This is a genomic window from Streptomyces huiliensis (genome assembly GCF_020037025.1).
Lineage (GTDB): Bacteria > Actinomycetota > Actinomycetes > Streptomycetales > Streptomycetaceae > Streptomyces > Streptomyces huiliensis.
This window is the reverse complement of sequence record NZ_JAIQLH010000125.1, coordinates 16107-41451: the sequence shown is the minus strand read 5'-3', so window position 1 is coordinate 41451 and position 25345 is coordinate 16107. Positions and strand designations below refer to the sequence as shown.

13 protein-coding genes are annotated in these 25345 nt (G+C 73.0%); 3 read left to right on the top strand and 10 right to left on the bottom strand.

Going from position 1 to position 25345, the window contains the following annotated elements; translation table 11 throughout:
• From glgB to JNW98_RS21705, 5 genes are all read right to left on the bottom strand, one after another.
• Window positions 1-1605: 1,4-alpha-glucan branching enzyme (glgB, locus tag JNW98_RS21725; RefSeq protein ID WP_372459297.1), on the bottom strand; the 1605-nt coding region annotated here is incomplete at its 3' end.
• Window positions 1533-3020: a maltokinase N-terminal cap-like domain-containing protein gene (locus JNW98_RS21720; RefSeq protein WP_223769938.1), complete on the bottom strand. Its 1488-nt coding sequence runs from the start codon at window positions 3018-3020 to the stop codon at window positions 1533-1535. The genes glgB and JNW98_RS21720, both read right to left, overlap by 73 nt.
• Before the next feature lie 259 nt (window positions 3021-3279).
• Window positions 3280-5013, bottom strand: coding sequence for a maltose alpha-D-glucosyltransferase (gene treS, locus JNW98_RS21715; protein WP_223769937.1), 1734 nt, complete (start codon window positions 5011-5013; stop codon window positions 3280-3282).
• Window positions 5010-7013 (bottom strand): alpha-1,4-glucan--maltose-1-phosphate maltosyltransferase, encoded by a 2004-nt coding sequence (locus JNW98_RS21710; protein WP_223769936.1) that lies wholly within the window; start codon window positions 7011-7013, stop codon window positions 5010-5012. Before JNW98_RS21710 ends, treS begins: the two co-directional genes overlap by 4 nt.
• Window positions 7014-7599: 586 nt before the next feature.
• Window positions 7600-8532, bottom strand: coding sequence for a helix-turn-helix domain-containing protein (locus JNW98_RS21705; protein WP_223769935.1), 933 nt, complete (start codon window positions 8530-8532; stop codon window positions 7600-7602).
• Window positions 8533-8702: 170 nt separating this feature from the next.
• Between JNW98_RS21705 and glgP the strand changes: the two genes are divergently transcribed.
• Window positions 8703-11330: an alpha-glucan family phosphorylase gene (gene glgP / locus JNW98_RS21700; protein WP_223769934.1), complete on the top strand. Its 2628-nt coding sequence runs from the start codon at window positions 8703-8705 to the stop codon at window positions 11328-11330.
• A 75-nt stretch (window positions 11331-11405) separates the two neighbouring features.
• Here the strand turns inward: glgP and JNW98_RS21695 are convergent, their stop codons facing one another.
• The 5 genes from JNW98_RS21695 to glgX form a co-directional block, all read right to left on the bottom strand.
• The gene (locus tag JNW98_RS21695; protein WP_223769933.1) at window positions 11406-12962 is read right to left on the bottom strand and encodes a M4 family metallopeptidase; all 1557 of its coding nucleotides are present in this window, start codon (window positions 12960-12962) and stop codon (window positions 11406-11408) included.
• Window positions 12963-13285: 323 nt separating this feature from the next.
• Window positions 13286-15568: a M4 family metallopeptidase gene (locus JNW98_RS21690; protein ID WP_223769932.1), complete on the bottom strand. Its 2283-nt coding sequence runs from the start codon at window positions 15566-15568 to the stop codon at window positions 13286-13288.
• A gap of 665 nt (window positions 15569-16233) precedes the next feature.
• Window positions 16234-18129 (bottom strand): ABC transporter ATP-binding protein, encoded by a 1896-nt coding sequence (locus JNW98_RS21685; protein WP_223769931.1) that lies wholly within the window; start codon window positions 18127-18129, stop codon window positions 16234-16236.
• Window positions 18126-19994 carry an ABC transporter ATP-binding protein gene (locus tag JNW98_RS21680; RefSeq protein WP_223769930.1) on the bottom strand — a complete coding sequence of 623 codons (1869 nt, stop codon included), beginning with the start codon at window positions 19992-19994 and terminating at the stop codon, window positions 18126-18128. Before JNW98_RS21680 ends, JNW98_RS21685 begins: the two co-directional genes overlap by 4 nt.
• Before the next feature lie 51 nt (window positions 19995-20045).
• Window positions 20046-22415, bottom strand: coding sequence for a glycogen debranching protein GlgX (glgX, locus tag JNW98_RS21675; RefSeq protein ID WP_372459296.1), 2370 nt, complete (start codon window positions 22413-22415; stop codon window positions 20046-20048).
• A 217-nt stretch (window positions 22416-22632) separates the two neighbouring features.
• Between glgX and JNW98_RS21670 the strand changes: the two genes are divergently transcribed.
• Complete coding sequence (locus tag JNW98_RS21670; RefSeq protein ID WP_223769929.1) at window positions 22633-23907, top strand: L,D-transpeptidase; 1275 nt, start codon at window positions 22633-22635, stop codon at window positions 23905-23907.
• 166 nt (window positions 23908-24073) lie between these two features.
• Window positions 24074-25315: a L,D-transpeptidase gene (locus JNW98_RS21665; protein WP_223769928.1), complete on the top strand. Its 1242-nt coding sequence runs from the start codon at window positions 24074-24076 to the stop codon at window positions 25313-25315.
• The last annotated feature ends 30 nt before the right edge of the window (window positions 25316-25345 follow it).

Genomic DNA, 25345 nt, shown 5'->3' with positions numbered 1-25345 from the left:
CCAGGCGGTGGACTCCTCGGCCACCGTGACGACCCCGGGGCAGCGCCGGTAGACGGTGGCGTTCATCTCCTGGAGGAACGCCACCGCGTCCAGGTTCTCCCGCCCGCCGTGTTCGTTGGGCGTCCACTGGCCGGGCCCGCGCGAGTAGTCCAGGTAGAGCATCGAGGCGACGGCGTCCACCCGCAGCCCGTCGACGTGGTACTCCTCGCACCAGAACACCGCGTTCGCCACCAGGAAGTTGCGCACCTCCGTGCGCCCGTAGTCGAACTCCAGCGTCCCCCAGTCCGGATGGGCCGCCCGCAGCGGGTCCGCCGGCTCGTACAGCGGACGCCCGTCGAACTCCGCCAGCGCCCACTCGTCCCGCGGGAAGTGCGCCGGCACCCAGTCCACCAGCACCCCGACGCCCGCCCGGTGCAGGGTGTCCACCAGGTACTTGAACTCGTCCGGCGTGCCCAGCCGGGCGGTCGGCGCGTAGAAACCGGTCACCTGGTAGCCCCACGAGCCGCCGTACGGATGCTCGGCGACCGGCAGGAACTCGACGTGCGTGAAGCCGAGGTCCGTCACGTACGCGGACAGCTGCTCGGCCAGCTCCCGGTAGCCCAGCCCCGGCCGCCAGGACGGCAGGTGCACCTCGTAGACGGAGAACGGCGCCGCGTGCGCCGGCCGGTCGCCGCGCCGCGCCATCCACGCGTCGTCGCCCCACTCGTGGTGCGAGACGTGCACGACCGACGCGGTGGCGGGCGGCGCCTCCGTACGACGCGCCATCGGGTCCGCCCGCAAGGTGTGCGTCCCGTCCGGCCGGGTGATGTCGAACTTGTACAACTCACCCTCGCCGACGCCCGGGACGAACAGCTCCCACACACCCGTCGCGCCGAGCGACCGCATCGGATGGGCCGTCGCGTCCCACAGGTTGAAGCCGCCCGCCACCCGCACCCCGAGGGCGTTCGGCGCCCACACCGTGAACCGCGTGCCCGCCACCCCCTGGTGCGTCATCGGCCGTGCGCCGAGCGCCTCCCACAGCCGCTCGTGCCGCCCTTCGCCGATCAGGTGCAGGTCCAGCTCGCCGAGGGTGGGCAGGAAGCGGTACGGGTCGTCGATCTCGATCTCGTCGACCCCGTTCTCTTCGTACGCCACGTGCAGCCGGTACACGGGGATGTCGGTCAGCGGCAGCAGCCCGCCGAAGAAGCCGTCCCCCTCCGGGATCAGCTCCGCCCGCAGCCCCTTCGCCACCACCGTCACCGCGCGGGCGTACGGGCGGAGCGTGCGGAACGCCACCCCGCCCGGGGCGTGGTGGGCGCCCAGCAGGGCGTGCGGATCGTGGTGGGCGCCGCTCAGCAGCCGTGCGCGCTCGGCCTCGTCCGGGCGTGGTGCGGGCCGCACCCCCCGTCCGCTGGCCGGCGCGGGCGGGGAGCCGGGGCGTCGGCGGCCGGGGAGGAAGGTGGCGGGGACGAACCCGTTCGGGGGCTCGTGGGACGACGGTCGAGCGGTCACGGGGTGTTCCTCCCGGAAGTCATCAAGGGGGGCGGGTGCGGTCAGGGCCGCCGCCGGCCGCCGTCCGCCCGCTCGGCGAGCCGGCGGATCGCGGACAGCGGCACGGGGAGCCAGTCCGGCCGGTGCCGGGCCTCGTACAGCACTTCGTAGACGGCCTTGTCGGTCTCCTGCGCGTGCAGCAGCGGGCCGTCCTCGCGCGGGTCGCGGTGGGCGGCGGCGTAGCCGTCGCAGTACGCCTCGCGGGCCCGCGGCGCCCAGTCGGTGCCGGCCGCCCGGCCGACCGCCGCCGCGTAGTCGAAGGACCGGAGCATGCCCGCGACGTCCTGCTCGACCGGCTGCGGACGGCGCCGCTCGGCCAGCGGCCGGGCGGGCTCGCCCTCGAAGTCGATGATCGACCAGCGCCCGTCCGCCGCCGTCCGCAGCGCCTGCCCGAGGTGCAGGTCTCCGTGGATCCGCTGGGCGTGGCGCGGCCGGCCGGGGCCCGGCGGGCGGGTCAGCTCGTCGTAGGCGGCGCGCAGCGCGTCGCGGTACGGGCGGAGCGCCGGGACGGCCTCGGCGGTGACGTCGAGCCGGCGGCGCATGGCGGCGGCGATCCGCTCCAGCCGCGCCGCGTCCAGGTCCACTGTCGGGAGGGCGGCGGCGAGCGCGCGGTGCACCTCGGCGGTGGCCTGCCCGAGGGCGCGGGCGGAGTCGGTGAAGCCCGTCCCGGCGGCCAGCGCGTCGAGCGCGAGCCGCCAGCCGTCGGCCGAGCCGGGCAGGAATGGCTGGAGGACGCCGAGGGTCATCGGTTCGGCCGCGTCCGGCGGTTCCGCCTCGAACCAGGCGGCGGGCGCGGGGACCCGGACGCAGCCGGTACGGGCGAGGGCCCGGGGGAGTTCGAGGTCGGGGTTGACGCCGGGGCCCACGCGGCGGAAGAGCTTGAGGATGTACGTGTCGCCGTACACCACCGAGGAGTTGGACTGCTCGGCCCCGAGGAGCCGGGGGGCGAGACCGGCCGACAGGTCGGCGTGCGGCTCGCGGGCGAACCGCAGCGGCCCGAGCCGGCCGGGCACCCGCAGCCGCTCCAGCAGCAGTCCGGTCAGCCGGGGGTCGGCCAGCGCCTCGTACACGGCGAGCCCGCGCAGCGGCCCGTCGACCGGCCGGCCGACGAGCGCGGGCGCGAGGTGCGGCGGCAGCACGGGCCGGACGCCGAGCAGCAGCTGGTAGCAGTCGTCCGAGCCGGTCCCGGACTGCCGGGCGCGGACGAGGAGGTGGATCAGACCGGGCGCGGTGCCGGTGGGGCGCACGGGCAGCAGGTCGACGGCCGTGACCGGAGTGAGCCCGGTGACCGGGCTGCCCTTGCCGGCGAACCAGCGCTGCTGCGGCAGCCACCGGACGAGCGGCAGGGCCAGCGAGGACAGCAGCGTCTCGGCGCGGTCGGGCGTATCAAGGGGAAGGGGCGGCGGCGCGGCGGCGACGCCGGACGGTGCGGGCCCGGGGCTCGCCGCCCCCGGGGCGGTCTCCCGGCGGAGCGGTACAGCGTCCGACATGGCGTCGCGTCCTTTCCCCGGGGCACACGACGATGGGGCACGGTGTCCCGGATTGCGGCTGTGGCCAGTGTGCGGTGCGTCGGGGCCCTCCCGCCGAAGGCGGCGGGAGTGTCCGGCCAGGATCGTCCGTACGGCCAGCGCGCGCCGTGCCGGAGCCAGTGATCCGGGCCGGTCCGTGCGTAGTGGTGCGGGTGCCCGGGGCGGGGCCGGGAAAACCGGGTGCGGCCGGTCCTGGAACCCGCCGCGCCCCGCCCGCCCGTCACCCCGGCTGGTGTCCCGTCGGCGCGTTCCTGCGCAGTCGGAACCAGTAGAAGCCGTGCCCCGCCAGGGTCAGCAGGTACGGCAGCTCCCCGATCGCCGGGAAGCGGACCCCGCCGATCAGCTCCACCGGGTGCCGTCCGTTGAAGGTCCGCAGATCCAGCTCGGTCGGCTGTGCGAAGCGGGAGAAGTTGTTCACGCACAGCACCAGGTCGTCCGTCCCGTCCTCCTGGGGGGCCTCCCGCAGGAACGCCAGCACCGCCGGGTTGCTCGACTGGAGCTCGGTGTACGAGCCGATCCCGAACGCCGCGTTCTGCTTCCGGATCTCGATCATCCGGCGGGTCCAGTGCAGCAGCGACGACGGGCTGCTCATCGCCGCCTCGACGTTGGTGACCTGGTAGCCGTAGACCGGATCCATGATCGTCGGGAGGAACAGCCGGCCCGGGTCGCAGGAGGAGAAGCCGGCGTTGCGGTCCGGCGTCCACTGCATCGGGGTCCGCACCCCGTCGCGGTCGCCGAGCCAGATGTTGTCGCCCATGCCGATCTCGTCCCCGTAGTAGAGGATCGGCGAGCCGGGCAGCGACAGCAGCAGCGCGGTGAACAGCTCGATCTGGTTGCGGTCGTTGTCCAGCAGCGGGGCCAGCCGGCGCCGGATGCCGATGTTGGCGCGCATCCGGGGGTCCTTGGCGTACTCCGCGTACATGTAGTCGCGCTCTTCGTCCGTGACCATCTCGAGGGTCAGCTCGTCGTGGTTGCGGAGGAAGATGCCCCACTGGCAGCGCGAGGGGATGGCCGGGGTCTTGGCCAGCACTTCGGAGACCGGGTAGCGGGACTCGCGGCGGACGGCCATGAAGATCCGCGGCATCACCGGGAAGTGGAACGCCATGTGGCACTCGTCGCCGCCCTTGGCGTAGTCGCCGAAGTAGTCGACGACGTCCTCCGGCCACTGGTTGGCCTCGGCCAGCAGCACGGTGTCCGGGTAGTGGGCGTCGATCTCGGCGCGCACCCGCTTGAGGAAGGCGTGCGACTGCGGCAGGTTCTCGCAGTTGGTGCCCTCCTGCGCGAACAGGTACGGCACCGCGTCCAGCCGGAACCCGTCGATGCCCAGGTCCAGCCAGAACCGCAGGGCGGCGAGGATCTCCTCCTGGACCGCCGGGTTCTCGTAGTTGAGGTCCGGCTGGTGGGAGAAGAACCGGTGCCAGTAGTACTGCTTGCGGACCGGGTCGAAGGTCCAGTTGGACGTCTCGGTGTCGATGAAGATGATCCGGGCGTCCTGGTACTGCTTGTCGTCGTCGGCCCACATGTAGTAGTCGCCGTACGGCCCGTCCGGATCGGTCCTGGACTGCTGGAACCAGTCGTGCTGATCGCTCGTATGGTTCATGACAAAGTCGATGATGACGCGCATGCCGCGCTGGTGCGCGGCGTCCACGAACTCGACGAAGTCCGCCAGGTCACCGAACTCCGGCAGGACGGAGGTGTAGTCCGAGACGTCGTACCCGCCGTCCCGCAGCGGCGACTGGAAGAACGGCGGCAGCCAGAGGCAGTCGACGCCCAGCCACTGCAGGTAGTCCAGCTTGGCCGTCAGTCCTTTGAGGTCCCCGATGCCGTCGCCGTCGCTGTCCTGGAAGGAACGCACGAGGACCTCGTAGAACACCGCGCGCTTGAACCAGTCGGGATCCCGGTCCTTCGCGGGGGTGTCCTCGAACGTGTCCGGTACGGGCTCGTTGACGATCATGGTGTGGGTGACCCTCCGATCGGTGAGGACGGTCGCAGCGAGAACACGTGCGCGGGCGCGATCGAACGGCCCGGCTCAAGGCGCACATAGTTGTCCCTGCCCCAGTGGTAGGTCTCGCCGGTGAGCTCGTCGCGCACCGGGAAGGTCTCGTGCCAGTCGAGGCCGAGCTCCGGCATGTCCAACGAGACCGTGGCCTCCTGGGTGTGGTGGGGGTCGAGGTTGACGACCGTCACCACGCAGTCTCCGCCCGGGCCGCCGCGGCGCTTGGAGTAGGCGATGACGGCGTCGTTGTCGACGTGGTGGAAGCGGAGGTTGCGCAGGCGTCGCAGAGCCGGGTGCCGCCGCCGCAGCCGGTTGAGCACGGTGATCAGGGGAGCCAGGCTGCGCCCTGCGCGCTCGGCCGACTCCCAGTCGCGCGGCCGCAGTTGGTATTTCTCCGAGTCCAGGTACTCCTCGCTGCCGGGCTTGGCCGGAACGCGCTCGCACAGCTCGTAGCCGGCGTAGACGCCCCAGGACGGGGAGAGGGTGGCGGCGAGCACGGCCCGGATCTCGAAGGCCGCCCGGCCGCCCTCCTGGAGGTAGGCGTGCAGGATGTCAGGGGTGTTGACGAAGAGGTTGGGGCGCATCACGGCGGCCGAGTCGCGCGAGAGCTCGGTGAGGTAATCGGTGAGCTCCTGCTTGGAGTTGCGCCAGGTGAAGTAGGTGTACGACTGCTGGAAGCCGACCGCCGCGAGGGTGCGCATCATCGCGGGCCGGGTGAACGCCTCGGCCAGGAAGATCACATCGGGATCGGTACGGCCGACGTCCGCGATGACCTTCTCCCAGAACGCCACCGGCTTGGTGTGCGGGTTGTCCACCCGGAAGATCCGCACCCCGCGGTCCATCCAGAACCGCAGCAGCCGCAGCGTCTCCCGCACCAGCCCGTCGAAGTCCGCGTCGAACGCCAGCGGGTAGATGTCCTGGTACTTCTTCGGCGGGTTCTCGGCGTACGCGATCGAGCCGTCCGCGCGGTGGTGGAACCACTCCGGGTGCTTCTCCACCCAGGGGTGGTCGGGGGAGCACTGGAGGGCGAAGTCCAGCGCCACCTCCATCCGCAGCTCGCGCGCCCGGGCCACGAAGTGGTCGAAGTCCTCGAAGATGCCGAGGTCCGGGTGGATCGCGTCGTGGCCGCCGTCGGCCGAGCCGATCGCCCAGGGGCTGCCCACGTCGTGCGGGCCCGCGCTCAGCGCGTTGTTGGGGCCCTTGCGGAACGAGGTGCCGATGGGGTGGATCGGGGGCAGGTAGACGACGTCGAAGCCCATCGCCGCCACGGCCGGCAGCCGCCTGGCCGCCGTCCGGAACGTACCGCTCACCGCCGGGCCCGAGGCCGTCACCACCGCGCCCTCCGAGCGCGGGAACAGCTCGTACCACGAGCCGTACAGCGCCCGTTCCCGCTCCACCAGCAGCGGCAGCGGGCGGGTGGCGGTGACCAGTTCGCGCAGCGGGTGCGCGGCCAGGGCGGCCGAGACGGCCGGGGCCAGCGCGGCGGCGAGCCGGTCGGCCACCGGACGGGTGGTGTCGCGCAGCGCGTCGACCGCGCCGAGCACCGCCTCCCGGCCCTCGCTCTTGGGCACCCCGCCGGCCGCCCGCTCGTACAGCCGGGCGCCCTCCTCCAGCACCAGCTCGGTGTCGATGCCCGCCGGGACCTTGATCCGGGCCGCGTGCCGCCAGGTGGCCACCGGGTCGCTCCACGCCTCGACCGCGTACGTCCAGCGGCCCTCCGCGTCCGGGGTGACCTCGGCGCCCCACCGGTCGGTGCCCGGGGCCAGCTCCCGCATCGGCGTCCACGGCCCCGACCGCCCGGCCGCGTCCCGCAGTACCACGTTGGCGCCCACCGCGTCATGGCCTTCGCGGAATACCGTGGCGGTGACCTCGAAGGACTCGCCGACCACTGCCTTCGCGGGTCTGCGGCCGCAGTCCACGAGCGGGGCGAGGTCCAGGACGGGAATGCGACCGATCATGGAATCACCTGGGGTCCGAGGGGAAACCGGTGGATATACCCGGTCTTTGACGGAAACTGACGGGTGCTGGGTCGGTGCTGGGTCGGTGCCGGGGGGTGCTGACGGGCGCCGGCGGGGGATCCGGCGCGTTCTGTTCTTTTCTTTCTATCCGCTGCCCCGACGGCCGGGAGAACGCGGGCAGGGCTGCACCTGTCCGCATTCACCCGGCCGGGCGCCGGAAAACCTGCGGAAAAACCGACGAGCGCGAAGTGCGGAAACAATACGGGGGTCTGTGCCGGGGACGAGCGGACGGGGCGCGGAATCCTCGCACCGATGGAGCTTTCCCACCAGGCCCTGGCGAACATGCCCGCACCGCACGGACTACCGGTGCGTAGTTCCCCCGGTGCCGCCCGGGGAGGGCGGCGGGGCCTCCGTCACTCGTAGGGAGTCTCCCCGCTGGGCCGATCGTGTGCAATGCGACGACCGGGTGCCGTCGACGGCCGGATGGGGGAACGCCCCGCCCGCCCCGCCTTCGAAGGCCGTAGCGACTTCCGGCCTTCGAACGCCGGGGTGTAGGCGCGGCGTATTTCCGCCTCGTACCGGAGCATCAGCGCACGGTCGGCCCCTGGCGGTCGCGTTCCGCGCGCCCGGAGACGGCGCCCTCGGGCCCCGGTACGCCGGCGGGCTCCAGCGTCGTCGCCAGCAGCCGCAGCGCCGCCTCCGACGGGGACCCGGGCTCCGCGCTGAACGTCAGCAGCGACTGCGCGGGCCCGTCCGTCACCGGCACCCGCAGCAGCTCGAACGTCAGCGACAGCGGGCCCACCAGCGGATGGTGGAAGTCCTTGTCACCCGAGACGCAGGCCCGCACCGGATGGCGCGCCCACAGTGCGGCGAACTCCGGGCTCTTCATCGTCAGTTCGCCGATCAGCGCGGCCAGCGCCGGGTCGTCCGGATGCTCGCCCGCGGCCAGCCGCAGCGCCGACACCGCCCGCCGGGACTCCAGGTCCCAGCGCGGGTAGAGGTCCCGCACGTGCGGGTCGAGGAAGAGCATCCGCTGCGTGTTGGGGCGCGCGGCGGCGTGCAGCGGGCCGTCGGCGGCCAGGTGGCCGGCGGTGAGCGCGTGACCCAGGGGGTTCCAGTCCAGCACGTCGTAGCGGTGGTTCAGGACGACGGCCGGAATCCCGTCCAGGGCCGCGACCATCCGTCGTATCCCGGGCCGCACCCTGGCCGGACGGCTCGCGGCGGCACGCGGCGCGGGACGGCCGGGACGCGCCAGGTTCCGCAGGTGCGCGTGCTCGTCCGGGCTGAGCCGCAGGGCCCGCGCCAGCGCGTCCAGCACCGCGTCCGAGGCGTTCACGGACTGCCCCTGCTCCAGCCGGGTGTAGTACGCCGTGCTGACCCCGCCCAGCAGCGCCAGCTCCTCGCGGCGCAGGCCGGGCACCCGGCGCTGCCCCCCGTAGGTCGTCAGCCCGACGTCCTCGGGCCGCAGCGCGGCGCGGCGGGTGCGCAGGAATTCGCCCAGGGCGGCAGGAGTGTCCATGGAGCCAGTCAACCAGCGCGGCCGCCCCGGGTGCCTGCCCCTGCCAGGGTCAGGCAGCACCCCCTCAGGCGTCCCCCCGGCGTGCCCCTCGGGGGAAGGAGATCGGGCAGAAGGAGGCACTTGGCGTCTTGAGCCGCGACCGCGGGCCCCGCGCCGCTACCGTCGTCCCCGTGAAGGCCATTCGTCGATTCAGCGTGCGCCCCGTCCTTCCGGAGCCCCTACGACCGCTCAGCGAGCTGGCGCGCAATCTGCGCTGGTCCTGGCATCCCGAGACCCGCGAGCTGTTCCAGACCCTCGACCCCGAGGGCTGGCGGGCGGCCGGCGGCGATCCGCTGCGGCTGCTCGGCGCCGTGCCGGCCGCCCGGCTGACCGCCCTCGCCGACGACCGCCGCTTCCGCAGGCGGCTCGCCGCGGCCGCGGACGACCTGCACGACTACCTCACCGGCGCCCGGTGGTACCAGGAGCAGCCGCCCGGGCTGCCGGCCGCCGTCGCCTACTTCTCGCCCGAGTTCGGCATCACCGCCGCCCTCCCGCAGTACAGCGGCGGCCTCGGCATCCTCGCCGGCGACCACCTGAAGTCCGCCAGCGACCTCGGCGTCCCGCTGATCGGCGTCGGGCTGCTCTACCGGCACGGCTACTTCCGGCAGTCCCTCTCCCGCGAGGGCTGGCAGCAGGAGCACTATCCGCTGCTCGACCCCAACGAGCTCCCGCTGGCCCTGCTCCGCGAGGCCGACGGCACGCCCGCCGTCGTCGCCCTGGCGCTTCCCGGCGGCCGCTCCCTGCGCGCGCACGTCTGGAAGGCCGAGGTGGGCCGGGTGCCGCTGCTCCTCCTCGACTCCGACGTCGAGGAGAACGCGCCGGGTGAACGCGAGGTGACCGACCGCCTCTACGGCGGGGGCAGCGAGCATCGGCTGCTCCAGGAGATGCTGCTGGGCATCGGCGGCGTCCGCGCGGTCCGCGCCTACTGCCGGCTCACCGGCCACCCCGCCCCCGAGGTGTTCCACACCAACGAGGGTCACGCCGGCTTCCTCGGCCTCGAACGCATCCGCGAACTCGGCGCGGGCGGGCTGGACTTCGACGCCGCCCTGGAGAGCGTCCGGGCCGGCGCCGTCTTCACCACCCACACCCCCGTGCCCGCGGGCATCGACCGCTTCGACCGCGAGCTCGTCGCCCGGCACTTCGCCGACGGCGCCGAGCTGCCCGGCATCGACGTGGAGAGAGTGCTGCGGCTCGGCGCCGAGGACTACCCCGGCGGCGACCCGGCCCTGTTCAACATGGCCGTGATGGGGCTGCGGCTGGCGCAGCGCGCCAACGGTGTCTCCGTCCTGCACGGGCAGGTCAGCCGGCGGATGTTCGCGGGCCTGTGGCCGGGCTTCGACGACACCGAGGTGCCGATCACCTCGATCACCAACGGCGTCCACGCGCCCACCTGGGTCGCCCCCGAGGTCTTCCGCCTCGGCGCCCGCCGGATCGGCGTCGCCCGCGCCGAGGACGCCCTCACCCTCGGCGGCAGCGAGCGCTGGGACTCGGTGGCCGACATCTCCGACGGCGACGTCTGGGAGCTCCGCCGCACCCTGCGCGAGCAGCTGGTGGAGGAGGTCCGCGAGCGGCTGCGCGCCTCCTGGCGGGAGCGCGGCGCCGGCACCGCCGAGCTCGGCTGGATCGACGGGGTCCTCGACCCGGACGTGCTGACGATCGGCTTCGCCCGCCGCGTCCCGTCGTACAAGCGGCTCACCCTGATGCTCCGGGACCGCGAGCGGCTTACCCGGCTGCTGCTGGATCCCGAGCGGCCGATTCAGATCGTCGTCGCGGGCAAGGCCCACCCGGCCGACGACGGCGGCAAGCGGCTGGTGCAGGAGCTGGTCCGGTTCGCCGACGACCCGCGCGTGCGGCACCGCGTCGTCTTCCTGCCGGACTACGGCATGGCCATGGCCCAGAAGCTCTACCCCGGCTGCGACGTCTGGCTCAACAACCCGCTCCGCCCGCTGGAGGCGTGCGGCACCTCGGGCATGAAGGCGGCCCTCAACGGCTGCCTCAACCTCAGTGTCCTGGACGGCTGGTGGGACGAGTGGTACGAGCCGGACTTCGGCTGGGCCATCCCCACCGCCGACGGCTCGGGCACCGACGAGGAGCGCCGCGACGACCTGGAGGCCGCCGCCCTCTACGACCTGCTGGAGTCGCGGGTCGCCCCGCGCTTCTACGACCGCGGCCCCGACGGGCTGCCCGGCCGCTGGATCGAGATGGTCCGCTCGACGCTGGGCACGCTCGGGCCCAAGGTCCTCGCCGGCCGGATGGTCCGGGAGTACGTGGAGCGGCTCTACGGCCCGGCCGCCGAGGCGCAGCGCGCCCTCACCCCCGACGCCGCGCGCGAACTCGCCGCCTGGAAGGCCCGGGTGCGGGCCGCCTGGCCGGCGGTGGCCGTGGACCACGTGGAGGCCGCCGCCGACGGGCCCCTCGACGGCACCGCCGAGCTGGGCTCGACCGTTACCCTCCGGGTGACCGTCACCCTCGGCGACCTCGACCCGGCGGATGTCGAGGTGCAGGCCCTGGCCGGCCGGGTGGACGCGGCCGACCGGCTGACCGGCGCGGCGGCCGTCCCGCTCAAGCCGGCGGGCACCTCCGCCCTTGACGGCCGCCGGCTCTACGAGGGACCGCTCACCTTCGACCGCACGGGCCCCTTCGGTTACACGGTCCGCATCCTTCCCGGCCACCGGCTGCTCGCCGACGGCGCCGAGATGGGCCTCGTCGCCGTCCCGGCCGAGGCGTCGGGGGAGGCCGCCGGGGTGCTGATGCGCTGAGACGCGCCGGGGCCGGCCGGGGCGGAGGGTGTGCCCCCGCCCCGGCCGGCCCCGGTAAACGCCGTGTGCGACCGCTTACTTGACGTTCACGCCGTCCCAGGCCGCCTGGACGGACTTGTACTGCTTGCTGCCCGTGCCGTACAGGGCCTTCGCCGCCTTCAGGGTCGCGGAGCGCGCGCCCTTGTAGTCGGTGTTGGTGGTCATGTACGAGGTGAGCGCCTTGTACCAGATCTTCTCGGCGGCGCCGCGGCCGATGCCGCTGACCTTCTTGTTGCCCCAGGTCGGGCTGTTGTACTTGACGCCGTTGATGGTCTTGGCGCCGCTGCCCTCGGCCAGCAGGTAGAAGAAGTGGTTGGCCACGCCGGACGAGTAGTGGACGTCCAGGTTGCCGAGGCCCTTGCGCCAGTAGTCGGCCGAGCGGCCGTCCTTGCTGGGCTTGTCCATGTAGCGGAGCGGCTTGCCCAGCTTCTCGCCGATGAGGTAGTCGCCCTTGTCCTTGCCGTTGCGGGCGTAGAACTCGACGGCGGTGCCGAAGATGTCGGAGGTGGCCTCGTTCAGGCCACCGGACTCGCCCTCGTAGCGGAGGCGGGCGGTGGCGGAGGTGACGCCGTGCGTCATCTCGTGGCCCGCGACGTCGAGGGAGGTCAGCGGCGACTTGTTGCCCTTGCCGTCGCCGTAGACCATGCAGAAGCACTCGTCCGACCAGAAGGCGTTGTTGTAGCCGTTGCCGTAGTGGACGAAGGAGTCGGCGGCCTTGCCGTTGCCCCTGATGCCCTTGCGGCCCAGGACGTTCTTGTAGTAGTCCCAGGTCATCGCGGCGCCGTACTGGGCGTCCACGGCGGCGGTCTGGGCCATGCTCTGCTTGCCGTTGCCCCAGACGTCACGGGTGTTGCTGAAGGCCGGGAAGTTGTTGCCGGACTTCTTGTTCTGGGCGTGGAAGGTCGTGTGACCGCCGCGCTGCCCGTCCTTCATGTAGAACCGGCCGCCGGACTTCAGCGAGTTCACTGGCACCTTGCCGTTGTACATGCCGGTGCCCGTGCCGGTGGCGATGGCCTGGTACTCGTCCAGCTTCTTGCCGGTGGTGGCGTCGGTGACGACGTGCAGCTCGCTGGGGGTGCCGTCGTGCTGGAGGCCGCCGACGACGGTCTCGTAGGCGAGGACGGGGGTGCCCTTGGCCGCCCAGACGACCTTGCGCGGGGCCTGGTTGCGGACGAAGGTGCCGACGCCCTCGTCCGCCGTGGCGGTGAGCGCCTGGCGCTTCGCCATGGGGGCGGGGATCTTCGCCTTGGTGGTGGGGACCTTGATGGTGGCCTCGGTGGCCTTGTCGACGTCCTCGACCTTGCCGTTCTTGTCCTGGTGGACGACGAGGTCGCCGCCGAGGACCGGCAGGCCCTCGTAGGTGCGCTCGAAGCGGGTGTGGACGGTGCCGTCCTCGTCGGTGACCGTGCCGCGCGGGACGAGCCGCTCCTTGCCGCTGAGCTTCAGGGCCCTGGCGGGGTCCTCCTTGCCGGCCGCCTGGGCCGGGCCGCCGGCGAAGCCGGAGGCGAGGAGGGCCGCGGCGACGGTGGCCGCGCCGGCGGCGACGGCGGGGCGACGGGACCCGGCACGGGCTATTCGGGACGTGTGACGCACGCATGCTCCTGGCAGGTGAGAGGAAGCGGTCCGCGAGGATCGCGGCCGAGCGTCAGTTTGATCGAACTCGCGTGCGTCCTGCCGGGAATATCGGGGCTGCTGTGGCGGCGGTTTGGTAAAGATTCGCCCACTGTTCGAGGTATTACCGGATGAAACGGGCGAATTGGCCATTCCGGTTCTGTGGGGCGAGCGGGAACGCCGAAAGGCGCCGCCCGGGGGAGTCGGTGCTCACCCCGGACGGCGCCCGGTCCGTGCTGCCTATGGCTCTGTGTCGCGTGGCTCCGCGCCGCGTGATTCTGGGCCGAGGACGGCCGTGCCGTCCGTCAGAAGGTCAGCCGCCACTTGTCGATGGTGCCGGAGTCGCCCGAATACACGTCCTGGACCTTGAGCTTCCAGGTGCCGTTCGCGGTCACGCCGGAGGCGTCGACCGTGTAGGTCTCGGACACGTTCGCCTCCGCGTCCCAGGCGTCCGCGTCCTTCAGCCGCCAGGTCTTCCCGTTCGGGGCGACCAGGTCGATCGCGAGGTCACCGCGGTAGGTGTGGGTGATGTTCACGTCCACCTTGAGAGCGGAGGACCCGTTGCCGCTGCGGGTGACGACGATCGGCGAGGTCACGGCCGCGCCCGCGTCCGGGATGGCCACCTGGGTGGTGTTCTCGAAGACGCTGCCGCCGCCCGTGGTGTTGACCGTCCACTTGAAGGAGGTGGAGCCGGTCTTGCCCGCGGAGTCCTTGACCGTCACCGTCACGTTGCTGGTGCCCGTGGTGGTGGGGGTGCCGGAGATCAGGCCGGTGGAGGCGTTGATCGACAGGCCGGCCGGCAGGCCGGTGGCCGAGTAGGTCAGCGCGCCGCTCGTCGAACCGGTGGCCTTGATCTGCAGGGAGACGGCTTGGTTCACGATGCTGGTCTGGTCGCCGGGGCTGGTGACCGAGACGCCGGAGGAGGCACGGGGGCCGACGTTGATGGCCGCCCAGGCGTTCGCCACGTTGTTGTACGTGTCGCTGTTGACGCCGAAGAGCTCGCCGGCCGCCCAGAGGGTGGCGTCGCGGGCGCCCTTGTAGTCGGTGTTGGAGCGCATGCGCTCGCTCAGCGCCTTGAACCAGATCTTCGCGGCGTTGTCCCGGCCGATGCCGGTGACGGGCAGCCCGTCCGAGGTGGGGCTGTCGTACGACACACCGTCGATGACCTTGGCGCCGCTGCCCTCGGAGGCCAGGTAGAACCAGTGGTTGGCCGGGCCGGACGAGTAGTGCACGTCGATGCCGCCGAGGCCGGAGTACCAGGCGTCCTTGGAGGAACGGTCCTTGCTGGGCTTGTCCATGTAGCGCAGCGGGGTGCCGTTGCCGTTGATGTTGATCTTCTCACCGATGAGGTAGTCGCCCTTGTCGGTGGGGTTGTTGGCCCAGAACTCCACGGCGGTGGCCATGATGTCCGAGGTCGCCTCGTTGAGGCCGCCCGACTCACCGCTGTAGGTGAGGTTGGCGGTGGCGGAGGTGACGCCGTGGGTCATCTCGTGCGCCGCGACGTCGATCGAGGTCAGCGGGATGCCGTTGCCGTCGCCGTAGGTCATGCAGAAGCAGCTGTCGTCCCAGAAGGCGTTGACGTAGTTCCTGCCGTAGTGGACGCGGCTGTACGCGCCGACGCCGTCGCCGCGGATGCCGCTGCGGCCGTGCACGTTCTTGTAGTAGTCCCAGGTGAGCTGGGCGCCGTAGTGCGCGTCCACGCCCGCGGTCGCGGGGTCGGAGTTGGTCCCGTTGCCCCAGACGTCGTCGGCGTCGGTGAAGAGGGTGCCGGTCCCCGACGTGCCGCCGTTGAGGTTGTACGTCTTGTGGCCGCCGCGCGTCTGGTCGAGCATCTGGTACGTGCTGCCGGACTTGGTGGTGCCGATCTCGACCTTGCCGCTGTGCTGGCTGTTGCCGATGCCCTGCTTGACGCCCTGGAACTCGAAGAGCTTCTTCCCGGTCTTCGCGTCCGTGATGACGTGCAGCTGGCTGGGCGTGCCGTCGTCCTGGAGGCCGCCCACGACGGTCTCGTAGGCGAGCACCGGCGTGCCGCTCGCGGCCCAGACCACCTTGCGCGGCGCCCGGTCGGCCTTGCCGGCCTTGGAGCCCTTGGCCCGCGCGGACTTGACGGCGTCCTTCTCGGCCGCCGAGGCGGCGAGGGACGGGGTGGTGGTGGCGACCGCGATGCGCTTCTTGGTGGCCTTCGCGACGGTCTTGAGCGTGCCGGCCTTGGTGGCGTCGACCACGAGGTCGCCGCCGAGGACCGGCAGGCCGTCGTAGGTGCGCTCGTAGCGCGTGTGCAGCGTGCCGTTGCGGTCCTTGACCACGTCGCGGACGACGAGCTTCTCCTTGGCCCCGAGGCCCAGGTTCTTCGCCGTCTCGGCCTTGGTGGCGTTGGCGTCGCGTATCAGCTCGGCCCGCTGCGACGGTGACAGCTTGAGCGGTTCCGCGCCCGGATCGGGCTTGTGGATCGACTGCCGGGGGGCCGTCGGCGCGGCCTTGTCCGGCCCGGCGGAGGCCGAGGTCGTCTGGACGCCTACGGCGAGCATCGCGGTGACGGCGACGAGGGCGCCGGTCGCGACGGCGCGTCTCTGGGGGGTGGGTCTCACGCTGACTCCTTCTGCGGCGACCACGACCGGTGGGTGTGTGGCCGGATGGGCGACCGGGCGGCGTGGGGAGCCGGCCGGTCAGTTCACGGCAGAACCAGTGGAGAAAAGAGGAGGAACTCTTGGGAAAGGTGGGGAAAGCGGTGGGGAAGAAGCGTTCCCGTCCGGGCCCGAGGGGTGTTCCGGTGCGGTACGGGAGCTTCGGTGCGGGTGCTTCGACGGTGAAGCCCCGACAGGGAGGCTTCGGCGGTGAAGCCTCGTTGCGGAACGTCTCGCAGTGGGGGGTTCGCTGGGGGGAGTGCGGGGGGTGGAGGGTGTTCCGGCGCCGGTTGTGGTGAAGAGTGCCACCGCCCCCCGGTGAATGTCAGGGGCGCGTCAACAAGTTGGCCGGAATATGTCCGTTGGCCAAAGATCGCTGTCCGAATAGCGGGCGGTATGGCGGGGGTTGGGCGGGGAAGGGGCATCCGGCCCCGCCGACATGGCCCGAAGCCGCCCCGCCCGACGGCCGGAACCCACCGGTCCGCCACCCGCGGCCGGACGGGGATGGGGCTTCACCGGTGGCCGGATGTCGTCGTTCCGGAGCGGCCCGTCGGCGCCGGAGGGGCCGCCGCCGGAGCCCCCGCGCGCCGGGCTGCGGTTCGACGGCCCCGCCGAACCGCCGCGCGCCCTTACGCCAGGCTCTCCCGCCACGCCCGGTGCAGCGCCGCGAACCGCCCCTCGCCCGCCGTGAGTTCGGCCGGAGTGCCGTCCTCCACCACCCGGCCGTCGGCCATGACCAGCACCCGGTCCGCGATCTCGACCGTCGACAGGCGGTGGGCGATGACGACCGCCGTCCGGCCGCGCAGGACCGTGCGCATCGCCCGCTGGACCGCGCGCTCGCCGGGGATGTCGAGCGAGGACGTGGCCTCGTCGAGGACGACGACTGCCGGGTCGGCGAGGAGGGCCCGGGCGAAGCCGACCAGCTGCCGCTGGCCGGCGGAGATCCGTCCGCCGCGCTTGCGGACGTCGGTGTCGTAGCCGTCGGGCAGGGCGGTGATGAAGTCGTGGGCGCCGATGGCCTTGGCCGCCTGCTCGATGTCCGCGCGGGTCGCGTCCGGGCGGCCGACGGCGATGTTCTCGGCGACGGTGCCGGAGAACAGGAACGCCTCCTGGGTCACCATCACCACGTGCCGGCGCAGCTCGGTACCGGACAGGTCCGTGAGCGGGACGCCGTCCAGCAGCACCCGGCCCTCGGTCGGGTCGTAGAACCGGGCCAGCAGCTTGGCCAGGGTGGACTTGCCGGCCCCGGTGGAGCCGACGACCGCCACCGTGCGCCCGGCGGCCAGGGTGAGGTCGAAGCGGGGCAGGACCTCGCCGCCGGTGCGGTAGGCGAAGCGCACGCCTTCGAAGACGACCTCGAGGCCCGGGGCACCGGCGGGCCGGGACGGCAGCGGGACGGGCCGGTCCGGCTCCGGCACGGTGGGCCGCTGCGCCAGCAGCCCGGCGATCTTCTCCAGCGAAGCGGCCGCGGACTGGTACGAGTTGAGGAACATGCCGATCTGGTCGACCGGCTCGTACAGCCGCCGCAGGTACAGCACCGCCGCCGCGAGCGCGCCGAGCTCCAGGCCGCCGCCGGCCACCCGGTAGGCGCTCCAGACCACGATCGCGGCCAGCGAGACGTTGCAGATCAGCCGGGAGGTCATGACGTACCGGGCCATGCTGTGCATGGCGTCCACGTTGGTCTCCCGGTGCGCCCGGTTGAGCGCGGCGAAGTGCTCCTCGTTCGCGGCCTCCCGGCGGAACGCCTGCACGGGCCGGATGCCGTTCATCGTCTCCGCGAACTTCACGATGACGGCGGCGGTGGCCGTCGACTTGCGGCGGTGCACGGTCAGCGACCGGCGCCGGTAGCCGCGCATGACGACGGCGAGCGGGACGAAGGACAGCGCCGCCGCCGCGCCCGTCCGCCAGTCCAGCCAGGCCAGGGTGGCGGAGACGAGGAGGACCGACGCCACGATGCCCATGAGCTCCTGGAGCCCGTCGTTGAGCAGCTCGCGGAGCGACTCGACGTCGGTGGTGGCCCGGGAGATCAGCCGGCCCGAGGTGTAGCGCTCGTGGAAGTCGACGCTCAGCGTCTGCGCGTGCCGGAAGATCCGGCCGCGCAGGTCGAGCAGGGCGTCCTGGCCGACCCGGGCCGAGACCCGGACGAAGGCCAGCTGGAGCAGGCCCGAGGCGACCGCGCAGACCAGGTAGGCGGCACCGATCGCGGCGAGCGGGCCGTAGTCGTCCCGGCGGACGGCGGGCACGGCCCGGTCGATGGCGACGGCGACGAGCAGCGGCCCGGCCTGCACGGCCGCCTGCTGGGCCAGCAGCAGGAACACCGTGAGCCACACGCGCCCGCGCGCGGGTGCCAGCAGGGAGCGCAGCAGCGCCAGCGAGGCGCCCTTGGGCGCGGGCAGGACGTCCTGGGCGACGGGGTCGTCGGCGGCTGGGTGTCCGGTGCCCGGCCGGCCGCCGCCGGGCCCCTTCGCGTCGTCCGCGGCCGGCCGGGCGCCGGTGTCCGGCGGGCCGGAGACGGTGGAGGTCACGGTCGCTCGTCCCCTTCCTGGAGGTCCCCTCGCGGCGCCCGCCCGCCCTCCGGGGCGGACATCAGCCACGCGTACTCCCGGTTCTCCCGCAGCAGTCGGTGGTGGGTGCCGACGGCCGCGATACGGCCCTCGGACAGCAGCGCGACCCGGTCGGCGAGCAGCACGGTGGACGGCCGGTGGGCGACGACGAGCGCGGTCGTCGTCGCCAGCACCTCGCGCAGCGCCCGTTCCACCTGCGCCTCGGTGTGCACGTCGAGCGCCGAGAGCGGGTCGTCGAGGATCAGGAACCGGGGCTTGCCGATCACCGCGCGGGCCAGGGCGAGCCGCTGGCGCTGGCCGCCGGAGAGGCTGAGGCCCTGCTCGCCGACCCGGGTCTCCGCGCCCTGCGGCAGCGCGCGCACGAAGCCGTCGGCCCGGGCCACCGCCAGCGCCCGCGCCAGCTCGTCGGGTCCGGCGTCGGCGCCGCCCATCAGCACGTTCTCGCCCACGGAGGCACTGAACAGGGTGGGTTCCTCGAAGGCCACGGCCACCAGCTCGCGCAGCCGCTCGCGGGGGAGCGCGGCGACGTCCTGCCCGTCGAGGGTGATCCGGCCGGCGGTGGCCTCGTGCAGCCGGGGTATCAGCGCGGTCAGCGTCGTCTTGCCGCTGCCGGTGGCCCCGACCAGGGCCATGGTCTCCCCGGGCCGGATGTGCAGATCGACCCCGCGCAGCACGGGAGGGGCGCCCGGCGGCGCGTCGGGATACCGGAACTCGACGCCCTCCAGGCGTAGTCCGTCGCCAGGGGACGCACGGCTGGCCGGTGCTTCCTTCGGCGCCGGGGCGCCCTCCGCCCCCGACGCGCCCCCCGGCGCGACAGCGTCATCCGGCACCGGAACGTCCAGCACCTCGAAGTACCGGTCCGTCGCCGTGGCGGCCTCGTTGGACAGCGCCAGCAGGAAGCCGAGGGACTCCACCGGCCAGCGCAGCGCCAGCGCCGTCGACAGGAACGCCACCAGCGCCCCCGCCGTCAGCCCCCCGTCGGCGACCTCCCGGACGCCCAGCACCAGCGCCGCGCCGATCGCCGCCTCGGGCAGCAGCATGATGACCGCCCACAGCGCCCCCAGCAGCCGCGCCTTGCGCAGCTCCGTCGCACGGACCCGGGCGGAGAGCGCCTCGAAGGCCCGCTGCTGCCCCCGGTGCCGGCCGAACCCCTTGATGATCCGGATGCCGAGGACGCTCTCCTCCACCACCGTCGTCAGATCGCCGACCTGGTCCTGGGCGGTACGCGCGGCCAGTGAGTAGCGCGCCTCGAAGGAACGGCAGAGCAGCACCAGGGGGATGACCGGGGCGAGCAGCACCAGCCCCAGCGTCCACCGCTGTAGCAGCAGGATGACGAAACCGATGACGATCGTGAGGCTGTTGACGACGAGGAACGTCAACGCGAACGCCAGGAAGATGCGCAGCAGCATCAGGTCGGTGGTCGCGCGGGAGAGCAACTGCCCGGACGCCCACCGGTCGTGGAAGGCGACGGGAAGTCGCTGGAGATGCCGGTAGAACGCGGCCCGCATGGTCGCCTCGACCTCGGCGAGCGGCCGGGCCACCAGCAGCCGGCGCAGCCCGAACAGGCCCGCCTCCAGCACGCCCAGGACGAGGATCGCCAGCCCGCCGAGCCACACGCCGGACGGCTCGCGGTCCGCGATCGGGCCGTCGACCGTCCACTTGAGGGCCAGCGGGATCACCAGGCTCATGGCCGAGGCGAGCACCGCCAGGACCGCGCCGGCCAGCAGCCGGCCGCGGGCCGGCCGCACGAATGGCCACAGGCGCAGCAGCGAGCGCACGGCGGAGCGGTGCGCCTCGGCTCCGGGTGCTTCACGGTTTCCGGTCATCAGTGGGGAGCCTACGACCGACCACTGACAACGCTCACGCCGATTTCCGCCCTAGGTCCGGGGCCGCGCACCGCCTTCCGTCCCGTCCCCGGTCACCCGTCCCGGCAGCACCTTCCACACCGCAACGGACCGCGCGGGCACGGTGATTGGGGCGCCCGCCGGACGCCGCGCGCCGGGTGTGGCGTCCTGTTCCTCCAGGGACGTGTCGACGAGCAGCTCGTACTCCTCCGCCCACGGCGGCCCGGGCAGCGTGCACCGGATCGGCTCGTCCCCCGCGTGCAGGACGACGAGGAAGCTGTCGTCCGTGACCGGCGTGCCGTCCGGGCCGCGCTGCGGGATGTCGCCGCCGGAGAGGTACATCCCGAGCGTCGCGGCGGGCGCGTACCAGTCCGACTCCGTCATCTCGGTGCCGCGCGCCGTGAACCAGGCGAGGTCCCGCAGCCCGTCCAGGGACCGCGGCCGGCCGGAGTAGAAGGCGCGGCTGCGCAGCACGGGATGGGCGCGGCGCAGCGCCAGCAGCCGGGCGGCGAGGTCGGCGAGGGCGCGCCAGCCCGGGTCCTCCAGCAGTGACCAGTCGACCCAGCCGGTCTCGTTGTCCTGGCAGTAGGCGTTGTTGTTGCCGTCCTGGGTGCGGCCCATCTCGTCGCCCGCGACGAGCATCGGCACCCCGGTGGAGAGCAGCAGCGTGGTCAGCAGGTTGCGCGCCTGCCGCCGGCGCAGGGCCAGCACCTCCGGATCGTCCGTCGGCCCCTCGGCGCCGCAGTTCCAGGAGCGGTTGTCGTCGCTGCCGTCCCGGTTGCCCTCCCCGTTGGCCTCGTTGTGCTTCCGCTCGTAACTCACCAGGTCGCGCAGGGTGAACCCGTCGTGCGCGGTGACGAAGTTGACGGAGGCGTACGGGCGGCGGCCGCCCCAGGCGTAGAGGTCGCTGGAGCCGGAGAGCCGGTAGCCCAGGTCCCGTACGTCCGGCAGGGCGCCGCGCCAGAAGTCCCGTACGGCGTCCCGGTAGCGGTCGTTCCACTCCGTCCACAGCGGCGGGAAGTGCCCCACCTGGTAGCCGCCGGTGCCGACGTCCCACGGCTCGGCGATCAGTTTGACCCGGCGCAGCACCGGGTCCTGGGCGATGACCGCCAGGAACGGCGAGAGCATGTCGACGTCGTGCATCGAACGCGCGAGCGCCGCCGCCAGGTCGAAGCGGAAGCCGTCCACGCCCATCTCCGTCACCCAGTACCGCAGCGAGTCGGTGATCAGCCGGAGCACGTTGGGCCGGACGACGTGCAGGGTGTTGCCGCAGCCGGTGTAGTCGGCGTAGCGGCGGGGGTCGTCCTGGAGCCGGTAGTAGCGGCGGTTGTCGATCCCGCGCAGCGAGAGCGTGGGCCCGAGCTCGCCGCCCTCGGCGGTGTGGTTGTAGACCACGTCGAGGATGACCTCGATGCCGGCCGCGTGCAGCGCCCGGACCATCCGCCGGAACTCGCCGACCTGCTGGCCGCGGGTGCCGGTGGCCGCGTAGGCGGCGTGCGGCGCGAAGTAGCCGATGGAGTTGTAGCCCCAGTAGTTGCGCAGGCCGCGGCGGACCAGATGGTCCTCGTGGGCGAACTGGTGCACGGGCAGCAGCTCGACGGCCGTCACCCCGAGGCGGACCAGGTGGTCGAGGGCGGCCGGGTGCGCCAGCCCGGCGTAGGTGCCGCGCAGCGCCGGGGGGACGCCGGGGTGGCGCATGGTGAAGCCGCGGACGTGCAGCTCGTAGATGACGGTGTCGGACCAGGCCGTCCCCGGCCGGCCGGCGTCGGCCGGGACGCCGTCGCCGTCGGCGGCGACGACCACGCCCTTGGGGACGTACGGGGCGGAGTCCCGCTCGTCGCGCACGGTGTCGGCGACGTGCTGCTGCGGCCAGTCCCGGACGTGCCCGTACAGCTCCGGCGGCAGCGGTCCGGAGCGGCCCGGCGGGTGGCCGAAGTCGCCGTCGACGGCCCGGGCGCACGGGTCGAGCAGCAGTTTGGCGGGGTTCCAGCGGGCGCCCGTCCACGGGTCCCAGCGGCCGTGGACGCGGAAGCCGTAGCGCTGCCCGGGCAGCACGCCGGGCAGGAAGCCGTGCCATATCTGGTGCGTCAACTCGCCCAGCGCGTGCCGGGTTTCGCGCTGCCCGCCGGAGCCGTCCTCGTCGAAGAGGCACACCTCCACCGCCTCCGCGCCCCCGGCCCAGAGGGCGAAGTTCGTCCCGGCGACCCCGTGCGCCCCGACGCCGAAGGAGGCCCCCAGCGGTTCGGGCGAGCCCGGCCACACCGCCCCCTCGGCGCCGCGGGCCACCGGCCGTCCGTTGACGGCGGGGGCGGTTGGGGCGGATGGGGCCGGCGGGGCGGCCGTCCGGTCCGCCGGTCCGGCCTGGGGGCGGCGCCCCGTCTCCTGCTCCGGTGTGCTCGTCACGTGTTCGCCTCCGGCGGCTCTCGGACGGGCGCACCCCGGGCACCAGGCGTCCCGTTCCGGGTGTCCGGTGGTGCGGCCTCCGCCCCGCGTCCCGGGGCTCCTGCGGGGTTTCCTTCCCACTCCTGCCCGGTTCCGCGCATGCGCTCACACGTGTGACCGGGAGCGGCAAGCGAGTGCCGGTACGTTTCCCGTGGGGGACCGGGTCGTTGGGACGGATGTGACAGGATTTGCCCTCCCGCGCGCCCTGCGCGGACTGTGCGCCCTCGCCGCCCTCGCCATGTTCTGCGGCGGCTGCGCCGCCGAGGCCCCGCGAGAGGCGCGGCACCACTCCGCGGCGCCGGTGGCGGCGACGCCCTCGGACGACCCGCGGCCGGTCGCCGGGCTGATCCGGGTCACCCCGCGCGACGGAGCCCGGGACGTCCGCGCCGCGGACCGGTTCGAGGTGCGGGTGCGGCAGGGGCGGCTGGAACGGGTGCGGGCGGTCCGGATCCGGGACGGCGTACGGCGCCCCGTCGCGGGCCGGATCTCCGCCGACGGTCGCCGCTGGCGGCCGGCCGCCAGCCGGGTCGCGCTCGCCACGCGCTACGCCGTGGACGTGGTGGCCAGGGACGCGGCGGGCCACCGGGCGACGGAGCACGCGGAGTTCAGGACGTACGTCCCGGCGCACCGCTTCGTCGCGACCGTCGCTCCCGCCCCCGGCGCCACGGTCGGCACGGGCATGATCGTCTCGCTCGCGTTCAGCCGGCCGGTGGTCGACCGGGCCGCAGTGGAGCGTGCCGTCCGCGTCACCGCCCGGCCGCGGACCGAGGTCGCCGGCCACTGGTTCGGCGCGTACCGGCTGGACTTCCGGCCGCGCCGGCGCTGGGCGCCCGGCTCCCTCGTCACCGTCGACCTGCGGCTCCGCGACGTCCGCGGGGCGCCCGGCGTCTACGGGCTCCAGCGCCGGAGCAGCACCTTCCGCGTCGGCCGCGACCAGGTGAGCACCGTCGACGCCGCGACGCACACCATGACGGTGGTCCGCGGCGGCCGGACGCTGCGCACGGTGCCGGTCACCACGGGCGGCCCCGGCACCGAGACGTACACGGGCCGGATGGTGATCACCGAGAAGGCGCCGGTGATCCGGATGAACGGGGACACGGTCGGCTTCGGCGGCGCGTACGACATCAAGGACGTCCCGCACGCCATGCGGCTCACCGCCACGGGAACGTTCCTGCACGGCAACTACTGGGTCCCGCCCGGGACGTTCGGCGTCCGGAACGTCAGCCACGGCTGCGTCGGGCTGCGGGACGCGGAACACGTCGGCGTCGGCACGACCACCCCGGCCGCCTGGTTCTACGACGCGTCCCTCGTCGGCGACACCGTCGAAGTGATCAACACCGGGCGGGCGCCGGTGCTCCCCGACAACGGGCTGGGTGGCTGGAACCTGACCTGGGAACAGTGGCGTGCGGGCTCCGCGCTGGGCCGCGCGGACTCCCCGTCAGGGGTGGATTGACCCGGTCGGCACCCTATGCACCCCCGCCCGCGTGCCACTTGGAACGCAACGGTGACCTTGACGGGACCGGGCTGTCCGATCCGTATGGTTATCTATCGCCATGCGCGGAGGTCGCGCTTCGGGGGCGCCGCGTGGCCGCGGGCCGTGCGATGAGGAGAGAACCGTAGTGAACGTGTTGCCGCTGTCCGCGAGATTCGGGAGAGCCGGGAGCAGGGGTCGCCGGGGAGCGCTGTCCGCCGTGGTGCTGGCCGCGGTGATGACCGTGGCGACCGCGTGCGGAGGCGACGGGGACGGCGCGGACCCGGGCAAGAAGGCGGGCAAGAAGGTCGCCGAGGGCCCGTCCCAGGCCGTCGTGTCGATCGCGGTCAAGGACCGCGCGACCGAGGTCAGGACGAGCGGGGCGCTCAAGGTCACGGCGGAGAACGGCAGTCTGACGTCGGTGAAGGTGACCGACGACAAGGGCGGCCGAATAGAGGGGAAGATATCCCGCGGCGGGTCCCTCTGGGAGCCCGTCGCCCACCTGGCCGCCTCCACCAAGTACGCGGTGGACGCGGTCGCGAAGGACAAGGAAGGCCGCGAGTCGGCCAAGCACGCGTCGTTCACCACCCTCACCCCGAAGAACACCTTCGCCGGGTACTTCACGCCCGAGGACGGCAGCACCGTCGGCGTGGGCATGCCGGTCTCGCTCACCTTCAGCCGGGGCATCACCGACCCCAAGGCGGTGGAGAAGGCGGTCAAGGTGACCGCCGAGCCCGGCGTCGAGATCAAGCCGCACTGGTTCGGCAACGACCGCGTCGACTTCCGGCCCGAGAAGTACTGGGCGGCCGGCACCAAGGTGACGCTCCAGCTGAACCTCAACGGTGTCGAGGGCCGGCCCGGCGTCTACGGCACGCAGACCAAGACCGTGAAGTTCACCGTCGGCCGCCGCCAGGTGAGCACGGTGGACGCCCGCGCCCACACCATGAAGGTCGAGCGCGACGGCAAGGTGATCAAAACCGTTCCGATCTCGGCCGGCGCCCCCGCAAACCCGACCTACAACGGCCAGATGGTCATCAGCGAGAAGTACGAAGTGACCCGGATGAACGGTGACACGGTCGGCTTCGGCGGCGAGTACGACATCAAGGACGTGCCGCACGCGATGCGCCTGTCCACCTCCGGCACCTTCATCCACGGCAACTACTGGTCCGGCTCCGACACCTTCGGCTCGGCCAACGCCAGCCACGGCTGCGTCGGCCTGGAGGACCAGCGGGGCGGTGGCGACCCCTCGATGCCGGGTGCCTGGTTCTTCAAGAACTCCATGATCGGCGACGTCGTCGTGGTGAAGAACTCCGACGACAAGACGATCGCCCCGGAGAACGGCCTCAACGGCTGGAACATGCCCTGGTCGGAGTGGACCAAGAGCAGCTGATCCCGTCCCGTTCGGTACGGCCCGGCGCAC

Excerpts from the sequence above, each read along its gene's own strand:
- treS (WP_223769937.1), bottom strand. The coding sequence starts at position 5,013 with ATGATCGTCAACGAGCCCGTACCGGACACGTTCGAGGACACCCCCGCG.
- JNW98_RS21710 (WP_223769936.1), bottom strand. The coding sequence starts at position 7,013 with ATGATCGGTCGCATTCCCGTCCTGGACCTCGCCCCGCTCGTGGACTGC.
- JNW98_RS21680 (WP_223769930.1), bottom strand. The coding sequence starts at position 19,994 with ATGACCGGAAACCGTGAAGCACCCGGAGCCGAGGCGCACCGCTCCGCC.
- JNW98_RS21720 (WP_223769938.1), bottom strand. The coding sequence starts at position 3,020 with ATGTCGGACGCTGTACCGCTCCGCCGGGAGACCGCCCCGGGGGCGGCG.
- JNW98_RS21705 (WP_223769935.1), bottom strand. The coding sequence starts at position 8,532 with ATGGACACTCCTGCCGCCCTGGGCGAATTCCTGCGCACCCGCCGCGCC.